The following is a 16,696-nucleotide window of genomic DNA, read 5'->3' as shown; positions in this document are numbered from 1 at the left end:
TCCAGGGCTTATTTCTTCTGATTCGCCGGCCAAGCGAAGGTCATGCCAAGCGCCTTCTTCGCTTCTTGGAACTGTTTATTCTGGTAGTCGTACAGCTTCTGATAACCAAGCTTCTCTTCCCGCTGAATCTCTTCATTAAAAAACTTCTCGATATCAGCTTCCGACTTGGCGAGGATCATCTTGGCCCGCTGCTTCTTGCGTTGCTCCTCGATCTTCGCGTTGATGCCGCCTTCCTCTGTGCCGCCAAGCGGAGTTATCGATTCGAACGGAAGCATATCATATGTGAAATCGGCGAAGTAAATGGTCGACTCTTCCTTGATCCTCGCATCCTCCGTGCTCGTTGCTGGCGTGGTTCTCTGGATCGGCAACCAATTGATCAACCATTGCAGCGTCCCGTTGCCGTATTTAAGCTTGGCTTTGTTCGCATCTTCGGCATTCAGCGTATTGAACTCATCGGTCAACTTCACTTTGCCGCTCTCGTCGTAATTCCATGCCGCGCCTTTCGGACCGTAATTTACGTTTAAGCTCATTTCCTCCGTGGACAAGTAATCGAACAGCTTGATGATGCGATCCGGGTATTTTGTCTTGCTGTTGATCATCGAAAGCGTCCAGCCCGACGAACTGACGGGATCGACATACGGTTTGCTGCCCGAGTCGCCTGCCACCGGTCCCACGTGAACGAATACGGCTTTCGGGTCCGCCTGATAGAGCGCGCTCCAGTCGATCGTCCTATTCGTAAACGCGAAGACAGCGCCGTTCGTGACCTTCTCTTGGATCTGGTTCTTGTCGAGTGTCTGGCTGTCTTCCGGCATCAAGCCTTCTCGGTATAGTCGATTCAGGAACTTGTAAGCTTCAAGCATCTCCGGCGTGCGTTCGCGATCGATCAGATTGCCTTGCGAATCCTCTCGAGGAGCGCCGAAGAAGTTGCCGATAATCCAGCTCTCGAAATACGCGGGCGTTACCGTAAAGCCATTGTATTTCTTCCCTGACTCCTTGACCTTATGCAGTGCGGACACCAGGCCCTCCTTCGTATTGAAGTCCTCCGCCTTAATGCCGAGTTGATCCATGATATCCTGCCTCGCGTATAATCCCTGGTTGCTGCGAATGCGGTCGCCCGGCTGGAACGATTCCTTCGCCCAGAAGAAGCTTGCAAAGCCATAGTAGTGTCCATTCGGATTGCGAAACCAGTCCTGCATCGACTTCGGAACCTGGAAGTCCGGATCGTGCTGCTTAATCAGCTCGTCTAGCGGCGAGACGAGACCCGACTTCTCGAGCACACCGCGCTGCGGTGATCCTTTATCGAGCGTAATAACGTCGGGGATATCGCCGGAAGCGATGATGGCACTAAGCTTGTCGGAGTTGCCAGAGGTGAAGTCGATTGAGATGCCGGTGTCGTCGGTAATCATTTTGTCAAGCAAGTTGTTTTCCGGATCCCAATTCTTCTTGTAGTAATCCTGGTCCACGAACCAAGTGATCTTGATCGGAGACTTGTTCTCCTGCTTCTCACCCGGTGACGCTGTTCCAGACGGAACGGCCGATTCCGAGGACTTCGCGTTGCTCGCGTTTTCGTTGCCGGATGAACAACCCGCGAGAAGTCCACCCATCAGAACGGCTGCCAGCGTGGCGCCGATCCATTTTTTGCTGAAATGCATGTCGTTTTGCCTCCCCTTTGTCTTGTAAGTGCTATATGTTGTTCATTCGCGTCAAGCAGACCCGTACGTGCCTGCTTGACGCGAAAATCAACCTTTGACGGAACCGATGAGAACGCCTTTGACGAAATACTTCTGCAGGAACGGGTAGATAACCAGGATCGGCGCCGTCGTCGCCATCATCATGGCAAGCTTGAGCGTCTCGGGGCTGATCTGCTTCGCTTCTTCCGGCATGACGCTTGCAGCCTGCTCCCCGAACTTCGACGCTTCCGACGAATCCGTGACGATGCGCATGAGGAACAGTTGAACCGGCTCTAGCGCTTCCTTGGTCGTGAACAGCATCGCGTCGGTATACGCGTTCCAGTGATACACCCCGTTAAACAAAGCTATAGCCGCCAAGACGGGCTTGGTGAGCGGCAGGATGAGCTGCAGGAAAATACGGTATTCGCCGGCTCCGTCGATCTTCGCGGACTCGATGATCTGCTCGGGTATCGAACGGAAGAACGACATGACGATAATCATGTCCCAGACGCTGAACATCGTAGGAATGATGTAGACCAGAAAGTTGTTAAGCAAGCCGAGATCCTTGTACAGCAAATAAGTCGGGACAAGGCCGCCGTAGAAAAACATCGTGAACATCATAACGACCATATAAACGTTGCGGCCGGCCAGCGCCCTGCGCGACATGCCGTAAGCCACGAGCGCGGTGAACGCCACGTGCAGCGCCGTGCCGACGATCGTTCGAGATATCGTAACGAAGTAGGCATGAAAAATCGTTTGATCGGAAAAAACCGAAAAATAATTGGATAGCGTAAACGTGCGAGGCCAGAAATAGACCCCTCCCCGCATATAGTCAAGTCCCTGGTTAAACGAGCCCACCAGCGCGAACCAAAACGGGGCGATCGTAAGCACCACGATGGCCGTCATGATGATGACATTAAATGCGTCGAACCACTTATCTCCTTTGGAGCGGATATTCATTCTTAATTCCTCCTTCATCTTACCTTAGAACAGACTGTTATCGGTAAGCTTGCGTGATACGTAATTCGCCCCGAACAGCAGGACGAGCGCGACAAGCGATTTGGCCAAACCGACAGCTGTCGAGTAGGAATAGCGCATCTGCTGAAGTCCGACCTTGTACACGTAAGTATCGATCGTCTCGCTAACGTCGAGATTCAGCGGATTCTGCATCACCATGATTTGCTCGAAGCCAGTATTGAGAATCGAGCTGACAGCGAAAATGAGCATGATGACAATCGTCCCCATGATGCTGGGCACCGTAACATAGCGCATGCGCTGGAGCCTGCCGGCTCCGTCGATTGTAGCCGCCTCGTGAAGCTCTGGATCCACGCCTGAAATCGCCGCGATATAGATGATTGCCCCCCAGCCGATACCCTTCAGCATCTCCGCCCCGACCATGATGATCCAGAACAGCTCCGGATTGCCCATGAAGTTGATCGGTTCATCCGATATATGCAGCTTGACGATTAGCAGATTGAGGATCCCATTCGAAGGCGACAGCACGGTCAGAATCAACCCGCCGAAGATAACCCATGAGACGAAGTGCGGCAAATACGAAACCGTTTGCACGAATCGCTTGAAGCGTACTCCCGTCAACTCGTTTAAGAGGAGAGCGAACAGGATCGGCGCGGGAAACCCAAGAAAGAGCGCGAGCAAATTCATCGCCAGCGTATTGCGCAGCACGTTCATAAAGTTAGGGTCCGTGAGGAACTCCCTAAAGTGGCTAAATCCTGCCCATGGCGAGTCCATGACGCCTAAGAACAAATCGAAATTTTTAAAGGCAATCAGAATACCATACATAGGCACATACGAAAATACGATAAGGAACAGCAGCCCAGGCCATACCATGCTCTGTAGAGCGAATTGGCTCTTCCAATTTGAGCGTCGGCCGGTCCCCTCCGTTCCCGAAGCAGGAGCGCGGCGTCCCGCCTCTAAGGTTCTTTCCACTTCTCGTCCACCCCCGTTCGTTACCGGACCGCCTCTCGAATGGCGATAGCGAGTAACGTTCTCTTTGTTTGAATTTGCTTCAGCGCCGGAAGCCTAATCCAACTATAAGACTTGAAAGCGCTTATAAAAATATCTCGGTTTTTGTTTTGATACCTTCATTTTGGATGATCCAGGCAACGGGAAGGGTTAGCTAGTAAATTGTCGAATACGTGAAGTAGGTCCCATAACCATCGAGAGAAGGTACGACGATGCGCCGCCATTTAAACGCCATAAGCATCAAAAGCAAGGTAATGCTCGCGTTCGTGCTGCTGATTCTGCTTCCTTTTAGCGTACTCGGGCTCTATACGTACGATCAATCCCAGCAGTTCGTCCGCGCTCAATTGGTCTCGAATTCCGCTACGGCGCTGAAGCAGATGAAACACACAATTGAGAACAAGATTGATCTGATCGAGAGCGTCAGCGATTCCATCACTTTCAATTATCGTTTGCAGGAATTTCTGGAGAGCCCCTTCTCGGAGGATAACAATTCGCTGGATACCTACTTCAGTTACGCGGCGCCGCTCATCAACTATGCGATGCTGTTCCAGAAGGTCAATACCGAGAAGATATCCGTCTTCATGAACAACGAGACGATCCCCGAGGGCTTCGGCGCCTTCTACAATTCGTCCAAAGCCAAACGGGAGCCTTGGTACGATTCGTTCGTCCGGTCCGGCTCGAAATCGGCCTGGATCGTCCGCGATAACACGGTGAGCGGCCAAACCTTCGGCTTCGTGCAGAAGATGATCTCATTGGAAGGCAATGATCTCGGCTTCACGCTCGTCGAAGTTCGACCAAGCGATTTGCTGGCGACCGCCCAAGGACCGTCGGAGAGCGGTCAAGATATCGTCATCGCGGACGAACAAGGCCATATTCTATACCCGGAAGAAAGCGAGAACCCTCTCTCTTCCCTACTCCTGCAAACGCTGTCTTCTGGCGACTATTCCATACGCGACGGTAAGTTGTATATCGGAGAGAAGCTGAAGGGCGTCGGCTTGTCCATGCTGATGACCGTCTCTCAGCCGCGCACGGCGAATTCCTTGCAAGCAGTAAGCAACCTCGTCTTCATCGCGACGATGGTCGTTCTGCTGTTCTCATTCTATTCCGTGCTTAAGATGGTGCTGCGCAAAATGAGAACGAGCATCCGCCAGATGGATCAGGCGATCGAAGCCGGCTTCAAGCCTATTCCGATTGACCGGCGGGACGAATTCGGGGTTATTACCGAGAAGTTCAATCTTCTGTTGAACAAGGTAACGATGCTGATGAAGGACATGATTCGGAAAGAGACGATGCAGAAGGACGCTCAGCTCGCCGCGCTGCAAGCTCAGATCAATCCCCATTTCATTTACAATACTCTCGATATGTTCAGCGCGAGGATGGAGCTGGCCGGTCAGTTCGAAGAGTCCGATGCGATGGCCGATTTCGGCAAAATGATGCGTTACAATATGGACGGACAATCGAAGTTCGCGACGCTAGAGTCCGAGATTCGCTATCTGGAGCAATACATGAACCTGCAGAAAATCAAATACGGCAGCGAAATTGAACTAAGCGTTCAGGTGCCGGAGCGGCTCCTTCCGTTACGCGTGATTCGCTTCCTTCTGCAGCCGGTCGTCGAGAACAGCATCCGGCACGGCTTCCCGGCGAAGGGATTGCTGCGCATCGGCCTCGTCGCTTCGCTTCAGTCCGACGACACCGTCCTGCTTTCGATCCGGGACAACGGTCCGGGAGTCGAACCGGCACGCCTTGCTTACCTTAACCAGCGGTTTAGGAAATCCGACTATACGCCGGCTAACGATCAAACAAGGGAAAGCATCGGGCTCGGCAACATCAACGAACGACTGAAGCTGTTCTACGGGGAGGAATACTCGATTCGGCTTATCAGCGTAAAAGGCGAATATGCGGAGACGATCATCAGCATCCCCTACGATGCAGGAGAGGAAGACAGCCATGTACAACGTGCTCATTATCGATGACGAGCAACTGATCGGCGACGGCGTCAGAGCGAAGCTGGAGCGCGCGGGTCTTGCCGAGATCTCGCAGATTCATGTCGCCTGCGGCGGGGAGGAGGGGCTGCAAGCTGCCGCCGATTTGAAGCCGCATATCGTCATTACGGACATGCGCATGCCCGATATCGACGGCATTCAAGTGATCCGTCGGCTCTCGGCCGAGCTGCCGTCGTCCAAATTCATCCTGCTCAGCGGATACAGCGATTACGCTTACGTCCGTGAGGCTTTTAAATACGGCGCTCTCGACTATCTGCTGAAACCGGCAGGGTCGGCCGAATTAGCTAAGCAGATCCGGACTGCGATCGCAGCTATCGCGGAGGATGGCAAGAAGGCCGCACAAGCGGAACGAAGCCGCAAGGCTGAACGGATGATGCTCGCCTCGCGATTGAACGCGGTTCTGAACGGGGCCAGTCATCCTCGAGGCAACGGCGATGCGGTCAGCTCTCCCGATTTTGAGCTAACGGACTCTTATTTGATCCACAGTTCGGCTGCCGTAGCTTTGTTCCATATTAGCGGCGATCCTTATCACTCCGGAGATTTGGACTTAGCACAATCGCTCTTGGAGCGGAATGCCCGCGAAGTCGGGCATCCGGAGGAATTGCGGCTGTTGGCGTTCCACGACGGGGACGGGAGCGTCTGTGCGGTTATCAACTTCACGGATGATGTCTCGTTTGACGCTGCATCTTCCATGATTAGGGAGACGGTAAAGGGATTAAAGGAGGCCGGTGCAGAGCATGCGGTCGCGTCCGTCAGCGAGCCGTGCCGGCTGGCCGACCTGCTGAAACATTATAAGCAAGCTAGGCTTGCCATGTCGTACCGCATTCTTCGAGAGCCTTGCGAAGTGCTGTCGTCGAATTCGGACAATCGGCCCGGCGGAACGGATGCGCAGTTGCCTTCCCGCAAGGATATCGAGGAGCTTCGCCACGCCGTCGATACGTTGCAATTGGAGAGGATCTCTCAATGGATCGACCGTTGGCTGCCCGACAGCCTGATCGGGAGCGAGTCCCTCGACCGGCTAAAGGCGGTTTACGAGCTGCTGCTGACGGAAATCCGGCGACGCTTCGACGGACGTCTGCCGTTTGAAGAGCGCGAGCAAATCCGCGCGCTTGCCTCCTTTCATACGCTAGGCGACCTTCGCAGGTATTTAGTGGCGTACACGGACACCGCGAAGCGTTCCGCGAGCGAGAATGCCGAACCGGCGGACACCGTCATCTCGTTCGCGGAAACATTCGTCAGGGAGAACTTCAACCGCGAAGTGCAGCTCGCGGAGGTGGCGAATCGGGTATCCATGAACTACTCTTATTTCAGCAAGCTGTTCAAGGAGCGGACCGGGCTGACCTTTACCGCCTATTTAATCAAGGTACGGATGGAAGTAGCCAGCAAGCTGCTGCAGGATCCTACCTTGCGCATTAACGAAGTTTCCGAGAAGGTTGGCTACGGCAACCTGTATCACTTCTCTCGCGCGTTCAAAAATTACTTCGGCATCTCCCCGAAGGAGTATCGCCGATCCAGGTAAACGTCAAACAAGCCCCGATCAGCACTAGCCGAATCGGGGCTTGCACGGTTATACTCGTCAATCGTCATTCTTCTTGCGGCGGATAGCAGCGAATCTCGTAAATGGCGGCGGAAGGGTCGCCGTTGGTTGCCTCGACCACGACGCGCAACTTGGCTGTCTCGATCGGCCGCTCCAGCTTATGCCGGCAATGCCGCTGGTAGTTGCCCCGAACGGCTGCAACTTCCGTCCACTCCCCGTCCTCCCATGCTTCGATCCGATAATCCTTCGGACATTGCGGGTCTCGGTAGAACGGCGCATACCCACGGTACTCCCACAGCAGATGACCGGGGAACGACAGCTCCACGCAGCCGATCGGCTGCGTCTGCTCCCACGTTAACTCAAGCCATTGCGACAGCGACTCCGACGGATCCGAACGCCACAGATTGGTGTAGTGATGAGGGCGCGCCACGCCGCTTACCGCTTGCTCTGGACCGAAGCAATGCTGCGGCGGCTCGATGCGGAAACTCCTCGTCGGTCCGTTCCAATCCCTGCGCATCTTCCCTCCGCCCATTTCGTACGCGCAAGTATGCGCAGGTACGATGCCCGACGCGACATGCCAATTAACGTTCGGATTCGAGAGCAGATCGAGACGAACGTAGCTGCCCGGCTTGAGGCCCGATGCCGAAGTCAGACGAACGTCCCAATCGATCCATTCGAAGGCGGCGCCGGGCTTGACCTTGAGCTTGACTGCGGCGAGCGGTTGCAGCTCCGTCCGATAATCCCAGATGTGATCGACGGGCACGATACAAGCATCCACCGTTTGCTCTTCGTCCGACAGATTGGACAAGCAGACCGATACGCGATCCAGCGCCTCTTCGGCGATCGCGAGCCATTGGCCCTTGCGTTGGCGCAAACACTCGCTCGCCGGATCCCGCCGTGCGGTATCCGTCTCCGGGTTTATTCCAACGACAGCCGCCTGGCTGCTCGCGGAGATTCTGGCCGTACGGGCCAAGTCACGCTCATCCTCGTTCACCGAGTTCGGCAGGAAGCAGCCGTCGCGGAGCAATATCTGCTGCACGTCCCGAACCGTTTCGGTCGGAAGGTCATGGACCGCGATGCCGCGCTTAAGTGCGATGGCGGCCGAGGTACCGACGGCCTGTCCGATGAGCGCGGTCGTCCCCATAACCCGTACCGTTCCGAGTGCGGCATGCGTAACGCTGATATTGCGGCCGGCCATCATCAGATTGTCGACGTCCCTGGCGATGGTCGAACGGAGCGGGATACCGTAAGGACCGCAATAGCTCTTGACCATGTACGCGCTCGTCTCGTCATAGCCTTCCGAGCTCGCATGCTCGCTCGTCGGCGCCAGCAGTCCCCCCGGAGTGTGCAAGTCCAGGAACCAACCGCCGTAGGCAATCTCGTCTTCGAATATGGTTCTGTTCTGCGGATCGTGCTCCGTCATTAGATAAAGGCCTTGAATTCTCCGACTCTCCCGCTTGCCGGGCACCTGCCCGATCCAATCGATAGCGTGGTTCGCAGCAAGCTCCTTCGTCTGCGGATCCTTGTTCTTGATCCAATCCCAGACGCCCAGCACGTATCGCGTCAATTGATGCCGAATGTCCTCGTTCTCGCGTATCGTATGCCAAGGAAAGCCGATCTCAATCCACCAGTAGCCGCCCCGCATATCGTTAGGCCTACGGCCTTGCTTGTAGAAGAAGTCCGGGTTATCCATCTTCGCCGCCCATTCCGGCGCCTCGAACGGAGCCGGAGCTCCCGTATCCATCGTCTTGAACAGCAGCGACGATCCCATCACGTCGCCGCTCGCCTGAAGCGGCGCATGCGGTTCGCCATACTCCTCGCGTCCTTCCGAACCCATATGCCATTCGCAGCCGGCAAGATCCGCAACGAGCCCGTCGCCCGTGCAATCGATAAAGATATCGCCGGAGAGTTCCAACGTCGTCTCCGCGTTCGCCACAAGCCCGATGACCGTTTCGATGCGGCGCTCCGCGCTTTTGCGAGCGTCGACGATGGACGTATTCAAATGAAAGGTCAGATTGGGCGTGCGCATGGCCAGATCGTACATCGTCATGTCCCATACGCTGTTCGTCCATCCGTTCTCGAAGATGACCTCGTGATTATGGGCGCGTTCTTCGATCAGAAGCTCCGAGATAATCCCTGTCTCCCGCGCGTACACGTGGAACGCGGCCGCCCCGTGCGGCGTCACTCTGACCTCGGATGAACTGTTGCCACCGAAGACGGGTCGATCTTGAACAAGACACGTTTTTGCCCCATGTCTTGCCGAGGCCACCGCCGCGCAAAACCCGGCCAAGCCGCCGCCGCAAACGACGACGTCGTATCTCTCCTGGCGAATAGTGCCGGAAGGCCGACCTTCATGCGCCTTCCGTATGACGCGTTCCGTCTGCTTCCGTCTTTCCGCATTCGCTCCCTCTACCAATTCCTCTGCCCCCTTGCGCCGTCATTATCCTGATAACAAACCCTTTTGACAGCGTTTTCTTCTGATGCCACCTCACTATAACGCGGAACCGCCGTCGACAAAATAGCACTATTTTTGATTTGATACCTTGATTTTGGATGGCCAAATCAAATAGGACTCCTCCCAGCACCGGCGGCAATAATGCAGGTCGAAGCGAGTGAAAACCCTAACGCCGGCGGCAGTTGCCACCTCCTGCAGATTGCTTCCGGTATAAGGCCGGATATATTGGTTCTCGGCTTATAAATCATTTCTTTAAAGCTCAAGATTTGGAACCCAAAAACAACCAAGTCTATGTCTTGGAAAAGACAAAAGCCCCTGCATGGGGCTTTTTGAGATTCGCATCGCCGCTTCAATCATTCAACTTTCGTTCGTCTTTAGCGTTACAAAGAGCTACCATGCGGCAACCCATTTACATTATACAGGCCTCGCTTAATTGAACTAATGATTCAAGATCCCTTGTAATGAGCGGGCTTCATGTCTGGAGCTGCAGAAGATGTAGCCACCTTTATTTTGGGGGGCTGACCGACAAACTGCTCTTTTTTGATAACACGAAAGTTAAAAAGGAACCCCGCTCACCAATGATATTGAAAAACAAACTCATGGAAAAACACTCCACTTTAGCCCATGTTCGTACTTCGTATGGGTTTCGGTCCCCGTTTGGCTCTATGAGTCCGAGTCATCAGGTTTGCCGACAATAGCATGCCCACTATCACGATAACCCCGCCGACGATTTGGGAGATCAGCAACTCTTTTCCTATCCATACAGACAGGATAGCGGTAAAAACCGGCATCAAATTCATTGTAATGCTGGCTTTTCCCGGTCCAAGCTCCTTTACTCCCTGGTTCCAGAACAGAAATGATCCGATCGATGGAAACAAACCTAAATAGATAATACCCGTTATGCCGAAAACGGAGACTTGTTCTATATGCAAAGGTTGAACAAACAACAATGGTGCCATGCACACTAAGCCGATAACAGCCGTAAACGCAACGAACGTTATGGGGGGAAGATGCTGCGCTCTCTTGCCGATAATCGAATACATAGCCCACAAAAATACCGCTGTTAGCATGATGCCATCACCTTGGTTATAATTCGTGCTAAATACACCAAGCAGATGCCCTTTAGTTAATACCGTTAGTACTCCTAGGAAAGATAGTATCAGTCCTGCTCCATGCCTCGCGGTAATTTTGTCCTTCAGGAACAGAAGAGACAACACAGTCATAACCGCTGGAGTTAAGCTGTTGATCAGACTGCCGTTTGTAGACGAGGTGTGCTGGAGTGCCGTATATGTAAGGATCGTGTAAGACACGACGCCAACCAGCGACAAGAATAGCAAAACGCCCCAGTTGTCTTTCCATACCTTCAACCAGTTCGGCTTTTCCACAAGTTGCGCCATCGGGATCAACACGACGGCCGCAAGAGCCCAACGGAAAAAAGAGGCCCAAATCGGCGGAAATTCTGACGTAACCGATTTGCCAAATATGAGATTTCCCGCCCAAAACAGATTCGCCAATATTAGAAATAGCCATGCTCTTGCATTCATGTTCAAGACTCCTATCCTCATGGTATTCCAGGTCTCGGGACAATTCAGCGCCATGTTCTAGGCCTGGTTAAGTCTCTTTATCCTGTTCTATCTCTCGTTCTATAATCATGATACAATAGGTTTAATCATAAATGAAATGAATATATATCATGAAGGAGATACCAAATCTGATATGAATAAATCTCTTCTACAGATGATCGTCGCTATTTCTGAAACTCGCAGCTTTACGACAGCCGGGGAAAAGATGAATATGACGCAGCCGGCCGTCAGTCGTGCGGTCACTTCACTGGAACGCGAGCTAGGGGTAACCCTACTTATCCGAGATCGGCGTAACGGCGTTGCTCTGACCCCATTCGGAGAGCGAATCGTCAGGATTTTCAGGGAGATTCTTCAAGGGTATGACAAAATCGATCAGGAAATTGCCAGCGAAAAGGGGCTGGAAACGGGCTGTGTCCGCATCGGTGCTTTCCCTGTGGCCGCGTCATATTTTGTGCCGAAACTAATCAGCCATATCAAAAGCCTTTATCCAAAGATTGATTTTAGCATCGTGGAAGGAACTATTATGGACGTGCAGGAGTGGTTGGATAACAGACAAATCGATGTCGGCCTGCTCATACCCTCGGATAACGCAACCGATTCTTTTCCTCTGTATCGGGAAGGCATTTACGCTGTCATGAGAGACGATCATCCTCTAAACGGAAAAAGTCTAATCCGCCCCGAAGATTTACGCGAGGAACCGATGATAATCTGCAAAGCCGGTTATGAACCTCCTGTCCTGAAGTGGTTTGATCGTGCCGGCATGGCACCAAGAATAGAATACATCCTCAACAATTACAGAACCGCTCTTCAAATGGTGCTTGCGGGTGAAGGTTTGGCGGTCATGTCCGAGCTTTCCCTCTTGGACTGTCCTCAAGGCCTAACGTTGAAGCGTCTGTCTCCCGAGGCTTACCGAGATATCCACATTGCCTCCGCTCCCGTAGAGAATTGTACCATTGCGGTAAAAACGTTTATCGAGACGGCTCAGAAATTGTTCCCTTTTCAAACCGCACATGAGTCCTTAATCAAACTTTAAGTATTCGTTAAACGATGGCGGAATCACATTGCCTGAACTTATCAATTTAACTTCATTAAAACAAGGCTGCCGAGCAATCGGCAGCCTTGTTTGGTAGACACTTATGCTAGATAAATGACCCGATTAGGTACTTATTTTGTATTCTCTGAATAATGACTCAACCAGATGTCGAGTAATCACGAAGTACTGGAAAAGCTCGCCTGTTTCATGCTATATTGCTTAAAGTTATAGATGTTGAGGAAAGAGGGATCTTTACATGATCGATCGGATTATTCTCGTGAAATTCGGTGAACAAACGACCCACGCACAGCTGCAGGAAATCGTAGAGCGATTTCAGGCACTGAAGCAGCATTTGTCTGGTGTCGTTGAAGTCAACGCAGGAATTAATTTCTCGGACAATAACAAGGGCTACCAGCTCGTGCTTCGCGTCCGATTCGAAGACAAGGCGGCGCTGGAGGCTTACGGCCCGAATCCGCATCATCAAGCGGTAGCAGCGCTCATCCGTGAGTATGGCCGGGAAGATAGCATCGCGGCGAATATCGAAGTGTAACCAAAAAACAGCGATGCGCTTTGCGAGGCGTTCGCTTTTTTTTTGATTGTGTTAGGTTTTATTTGCGCAAGCTACGTCGGCGCAAGCTTCGACCCGACGTTCGCGTTTACGGCAAGTATGAGACGGAGGAAGAAAGAAAAAGGCACCCTTCCTCTATCGTGCCTCCGGGATCTACGTTGAAGCCATTATCCGTTCTAATTGGATTGAATGAGAAATTGTTTTCCACGAGGGACTACTACACGGATACCGGCAGATTCAGTTACGGTAAAAAAGGCTACGAGACTTATGTTACAAATTCCCAGGGGCATGTGTATGGGAACATAGACGGAGCGGAAGCTATTCAGAATTCATCGAACCCATTCATGGCCGCTATGGTCGGCAACAAGCTTAATAAGAGAGGGAGCACAACGGCAAGAGCAGTGTTCTGCTTTCTGATGCCTTCGTTGTTTCGAACTAATGTTCCTCGTTAGCGAAGCGATGATCTTGTTGTGAATAAATTATCATGCATGATATACTTATAAAAAATGGAAAGAAGGGATTAAAGATGAACGCAAAATCAAACCTTCGCCACCAACGTTTCAACACATTTCATCATAACCATAATCAACGAGTTGCAGAGTTTCATAAACGTCACGCTACTCAAATCGCGAACGGGGATAATGGTAATCGTTTATTTGCGAGATGGGAAAGATTTGTTTATAACAAAGCACTGGATATATTGAAGATATTTAAAAAATAATTTATTCGAGGCTGTTCCTAAGCGGAGCGGCCTCTTTCATTTCTTCTCAAGTTTACCTCCCCGATACTTCAGTAAACAAAATAGGATCTGCCGCGAAGCAGATCTTAATGTCTAGTTCTTCGTTAGCGTAATACACGGTTCAGCTATTCACAAAACTCAGTGTCATTAGGTCCGACAGAAAAGGCTTTTGTAGTTCCGTCTTGGTTAACAGATTCTAATTCCTAGCCTTCCGTTGGCAACGAATAAACCTCGACTATTGATGCTGTATCTCCTACATATTCGCCTTCTTTAGGATAATTCATGAGTGATTTCGTCACCTAGAACAACTTATTCCTCACAGTTAAAACCTCTATAAGATTAAATTCAGTCTCCCGATAGCTTAATAACTAAAGTCATCAAAACTCATCTTTAATGATTATCATAAAATGCTTAATATTATATAATCTGTAATACTATACATTTGAACATAGTTCTTTTATTTTGGTCTAAACTTCTCAGGCATTTTGACATAACTCTCCACAATAAACTTACTGCTAATATCATTCCTATCCTCAATACATAAGTGTTTGCCATGTTGATTCTGCTGTTAAAAGAAAAAAAGCGATACCGCTGTGAACGGTATCGCTATCCTGCTATATTTCGTAACCTTGAATTTCCTGTTTCATAGCAATAATAATTGACAATTGATTCTTAGGGTAACCTATAACCTTGGTTTTGGTCGTGCACATATCGCACCCGCAATGTGTTTTGCCTTTAGAAAGGCTGCCTTCTTTACCAGGAGCAACATACCATTGTCCCAATTTAACACGCTTCATTTTCTTATTGATCACGCGGTTCCGATGGTGGCGATAATAAGCTCTGTCTCTCACACATATCACACTCGCTCTGAGTTATTCACTCATCCTGAAAATCACCTCAGAGAAGGTTTTAAATGACTTTCAGGCTGGGTGTTGCGATATGTGAGTTTTGAATAAGCATAATGATCATCCTTTGGCTGTGTTGTAGAAACAAATTTATTATAGCATACCGCCGAAGATTGATAAAAAGTACAATTTGTCTCCAGCTATACAGACCTTAGTTTAATAAAATGGGCAGGCCACCTCAGCGCCTGCTCATTTTATTAAACTATAGTTCGCCGTTAGCGTGTAATGGTCAGTGGCGCAAATCTTATTATTGAATGCCTGCAACTCCGAAGGTACTATTAATTACTTTTTTATAGATATCCCACTCAAAATAAAAGGGCCCGATATTAATTTTTTTCATTTCAGGCTCAAGGTAAAAGTCCCTCCAAGTAACAACATTATTCTCTTTATCAATTTTTACGGAGATAAATCCACATCCTTCATCACCACACCACGAGCATACCATGAGGGGATACCTGTACCACATTGTTTCATGTGGTTTTCTAAGTAAAAAATAATCAATCACTTCTCTTTGCCATTCATTACTCATCCAGCCTAGAGAAGGAACCATATTGTACTTTATCAGCATTTTATATAGTGATTTTCCATCAACGATCAGGTCAGCAAATTTTGTGTTTTTCTGCCCCTCCTCGATAGATTCAAAATCAGAGCGACTTACAGGTTTTGTTTCTAAGGTATTCAGCCTCTTCATTTTTACTATTTACCGTCCAATCTCTTTATATGAAAAGCTAGTCCTTTGTTCGGTTCAACTATCGTGTCCCGTTTGCTTAATGGAGAAATTTCTAAATTTTCATAAGGAGTTTTACATATTCACCATACTCATCTTCACCAATAAATAATACGTTTATAAAACCCTTCTTTTCATATAGATGTTTTGCGTTTAAGTTATCTGTATCTACGCCAAGTGCTATTTCCTGATATCCAAGTTGTTTAGCATAATCAACCAAATAATCAACAATAATGCCACCTATTCCAAGATTGCGATGCTCTTCTTTGACAATCATTCGAGACAGATAAATCCGTTTATCTGGAATTGTATAATCTGGGTCATTGTTACTAAAAACTAAGGAACCTTCTCCTATAAATTCGTTATTCTCTAAATAAATAAAGGTATTCTTGTTTCCGCTTGCTAATTCGTCATAAAACATCTTTGCCATTTTCGGATTTTTTTCCATATCCCAAATATTACTGCACTTATCATAGTCATCGAGTTTTAATTTCTTTATTTCAAACGAAATCATAATCTACCCCTCTGTTTTTTAGTTGTAGAAAGATGCGGTTGTTCCATTATACTGCTAGTTAGCTCAACGAGGCTGCCGATTTATGCCGGCAGCCTCGTCCTGGTGATGAAACTATAGTTACCCGTTATCGTAACGTTTACTGCCATACGACGAACTACTCACGCAGGTGTGTCCTCCTGAACCTCCTGAATTCGCTAACTCGAAATGCCTCTGTTGACCGAGGATCGGTGATAAGAATCTGATGCGCGAACATATATGAAGTCCACTTCTACGTAGCTCTAACCGAATACCAATTCTTATCCAGTTTTTTCACTTCCACAAAGCCTCCGCCAAAAAGCATTTCATCAGGGGTGCTATCATTAGCGGTATAAATGAATCCAGCCATATTATCTACTACTCCACGATAGGTATAAAAGAGAATTTGAGCACGCTGTCCAGATCCGTCAACCCAGATCTCACCACCGCCTTTGGACAGTCTCTTATATTCCTCCGGCAAACGAATCAATAATTTATTATTGGATACATTCGGTTTCAATGCGCCATCCAATACCATTCGAACTACGTCTTCTCTTTCTTCCTTATTGAAGCGAAAATCGAAATCTAAGACTATTGAGGTAAACGGAATAACTAACACCAAAATAAAAATAATTAGATTCAACAAAAAGGGTATTCCGTTTCTTGCTTTATTGAAGGATTTACTTGCGACAAAATACACAAAAACAATCAGTGAGCAAATAAAGAAAACAATATAACCCAGTATCTCAATAAATGGCGCAAACAAGGGAGTGAGGATATCAACTAAAGTCAATCGAAAGATATTCAGAAACAATATTATCATTGATCCAATTATTGCGATTGAAAGCATGAAATAGAATACTATATTCGATTGATTATTCTTAATTCGCTTTATTTCATCCTCCATGAAACTCCTCCATAACAAAAGTTTTTAAGTGAAGATCCTATATCGTCTTATTTACTA

General features: G+C 49.5%; 13 protein-coding genes. 5 read left to right on the top strand and 8 right to left on the bottom strand.

The genetic code is table 11. From position 1 onward, the window contains the following. Window positions 1-8: 8 nt before the first annotated feature. The 3 genes from AC0YN3_RS24120 to AC0YN3_RS24110 all read right to left on the bottom strand — a co-directional run bounded on the left by AC0YN3_RS24120 (window position 9) and on the right by AC0YN3_RS24110 (window position 3,617). Window positions 9-1,652 (bottom strand): type 2 periplasmic-binding domain-containing protein, encoded by a 1,644-nt coding sequence (locus AC0YN3_RS24120; RefSeq protein WP_475777490.1) that lies wholly within the window; start codon window positions 1,650-1,652, stop codon window positions 9-11. A gap of 87 nt (window positions 1,653-1,739) precedes the next feature. Further along, window positions 1,740-2,630 carry a carbohydrate ABC transporter permease gene (locus AC0YN3_RS24115; protein ID WP_475777489.1) on the bottom strand — a complete coding sequence of 297 codons (891 nt, stop codon included), beginning with the start codon at window positions 2,628-2,630 and terminating at the stop codon, window positions 1,740-1,742. A 24-nt stretch (window positions 2,631-2,654) separates the two neighbouring features. Further along, window positions 2,655-3,617, bottom strand: a complete 963-nt coding sequence (locus AC0YN3_RS24110; RefSeq protein ID WP_475777488.1) for an ABC transporter permease — start codon at window positions 3,615-3,617, stop codon at window positions 2,655-2,657. Window positions 3,618-3,865: 248 nt separating this feature from the next. Between AC0YN3_RS24110 and AC0YN3_RS24105 the strand changes: the two genes are divergently transcribed. Together AC0YN3_RS24105 and AC0YN3_RS24100 are read left to right on the top strand one after the other, a co-directional pair. Then, window positions 3,866-5,626 (top strand): cache domain-containing sensor histidine kinase, encoded by a 1,761-nt coding sequence (locus AC0YN3_RS24105; RefSeq protein WP_475777487.1) that lies wholly within the window; start codon window positions 3,866-3,868, stop codon window positions 5,624-5,626. Beyond that, window positions 5,601-7,175 carry a helix-turn-helix domain-containing protein gene (locus tag AC0YN3_RS24100; protein WP_475777486.1) on the top strand — a complete coding sequence of 525 codons (1,575 nt, stop codon included), beginning with the start codon at window positions 5,601-5,603 and terminating at the stop codon, window positions 7,173-7,175. The genes AC0YN3_RS24105 and AC0YN3_RS24100 overlap by 26 nt, the downstream gene beginning before the upstream one ends. Before the next feature lie 64 nt (window positions 7,176-7,239). On the opposite strand, the gene AC0YN3_RS24095 is transcribed toward AC0YN3_RS24100, so the two are convergent. Together AC0YN3_RS24095 and AC0YN3_RS24090 are read right to left on the bottom strand one after the other, a co-directional pair. Then, window positions 7,240-9,609 (bottom strand): FAD-dependent oxidoreductase, encoded by a 2,370-nt coding sequence (locus AC0YN3_RS24095; RefSeq protein WP_475777485.1) that lies wholly within the window; start codon window positions 9,607-9,609, stop codon window positions 7,240-7,242. Window positions 9,610-10,265: 656 nt separating this feature from the next. Then, the gene (locus AC0YN3_RS24090; protein ID WP_475777484.1) at window positions 10,266-11,192 is read right to left on the bottom strand and encodes a DMT family transporter; all 927 of its coding nucleotides are present in this window, start codon (window positions 11,190-11,192) and stop codon (window positions 10,266-10,268) included. 172 nt (window positions 11,193-11,364) lie between these two features. Between AC0YN3_RS24090 and AC0YN3_RS24085 the strand changes: the two genes are divergently transcribed. The 3 genes from AC0YN3_RS24085 to AC0YN3_RS24075 all read left to right on the top strand — a co-directional run bounded on the left by AC0YN3_RS24085 (window position 11,365) and on the right by AC0YN3_RS24075 (window position 13,284). Further along, a complete protein-coding gene (locus AC0YN3_RS24085; RefSeq protein WP_475777483.1) occupies window positions 11,365-12,264 on the top strand; it encodes a LysR family transcriptional regulator in 900 nt (299 codons plus the stop codon). Window positions 12,265-12,520: 256 nt separating this feature from the next. Then, on the top strand, window positions 12,521-12,814 hold the full coding sequence (locus AC0YN3_RS24080) for a Dabb family protein (RefSeq protein ID WP_475777482.1): 294 nt from the start codon (window positions 12,521-12,523) through the stop codon (window positions 12,812-12,814). Window positions 12,815-12,834: 20 nt separating this feature from the next. Next, a complete protein-coding gene (locus tag AC0YN3_RS24075; RefSeq protein WP_475777481.1) occupies window positions 12,835-13,284 on the top strand; it encodes a penicillin-binding transpeptidase domain-containing protein in 450 nt (149 codons plus the stop codon). 1,439 nt (window positions 13,285-14,723) lie between these two features. On the opposite strand, the gene AC0YN3_RS24070 is transcribed toward AC0YN3_RS24075, so the two are convergent. From AC0YN3_RS24070 to AC0YN3_RS24060, 3 genes are all read right to left on the bottom strand, one after another. Further along, window positions 14,724-15,167, bottom strand: a complete 444-nt coding sequence (locus tag AC0YN3_RS24070) for an oxidoreductase (RefSeq protein ID WP_475777480.1) — start codon at window positions 15,165-15,167, stop codon at window positions 14,724-14,726. Window positions 15,168-15,258: 91 nt separating this feature from the next. Then, entirely contained in the window at window positions 15,259-15,717 is a 459-nt protein-coding gene (locus AC0YN3_RS24065) for a GNAT family N-acetyltransferase (protein ID WP_475777479.1), read from the bottom strand. Between the two features lie 268 nt (window positions 15,718-15,985). Continuing rightward, the gene (locus tag AC0YN3_RS24060) at window positions 15,986-16,639 is read right to left on the bottom strand and encodes a hypothetical protein (RefSeq protein ID WP_475777478.1); all 654 of its coding nucleotides are present in this window, start codon (window positions 16,637-16,639) and stop codon (window positions 15,986-15,988) included. Window positions 16,640-16,696: the final 57 nt, after the last annotated feature.

This window comes from Paenibacillus sp. J22R232, from assembly GCF_056269165.1.
Note: the sequence above shows the minus strand (reverse complement) of the source record. Positions and strands in the feature narration are given on the sequence as shown.

Excerpts from the sequence above, each read along its gene's own strand:
- AC0YN3_RS24100 (WP_475777486.1), top strand. The coding sequence starts at position 5,601 with ATGTACAACGTGCTCATTATCGATGACGAGCAACTGATCGGCGACGGC.
- AC0YN3_RS24120 (WP_475777490.1), bottom strand. The coding sequence starts at position 1,652 with ATGCATTTCAGCAAAAAATGGATCGGCGCCACGCTGGCAGCCGTTCTG.
- AC0YN3_RS24070 (WP_475777480.1), bottom strand. The coding sequence starts at position 15,167 with ATGAAGAGGCTGAATACCTTAGAAACAAAACCTGTAAGTCGCTCTGAT.
- AC0YN3_RS24080 (WP_475777482.1), top strand. The coding sequence starts at position 12,521 with ATGATCGATCGGATTATTCTCGTGAAATTCGGTGAACAAACGACCCAC.
- AC0YN3_RS24065 (WP_475777479.1), bottom strand. The coding sequence starts at position 15,717 with ATGATTTCGTTTGAAATAAAGAAATTAAAACTCGATGACTATGATAAG.
- AC0YN3_RS24115 (WP_475777489.1), bottom strand. The coding sequence starts at position 2,630 with ATGAATATCCGCTCCAAAGGAGATAAGTGGTTCGACGCATTTAATGTC.
- AC0YN3_RS24060 (WP_475777478.1), bottom strand. The coding sequence starts at position 16,639 with ATGGAGGATGAAATAAAGCGAATTAAGAATAATCAATCGAATATAGTA.
- AC0YN3_RS24105 (WP_475777487.1), top strand. The coding sequence starts at position 3,866 with ATGCGCCGCCATTTAAACGCCATAAGCATCAAAAGCAAGGTAATGCTC.
- AC0YN3_RS24090 (WP_475777484.1), bottom strand. The coding sequence starts at position 11,192 with ATGAATGCAAGAGCATGGCTATTTCTAATATTGGCGAATCTGTTTTGG.
- AC0YN3_RS24085 (WP_475777483.1), top strand. The coding sequence starts at position 11,365 with ATGAATAAATCTCTTCTACAGATGATCGTCGCTATTTCTGAAACTCGC.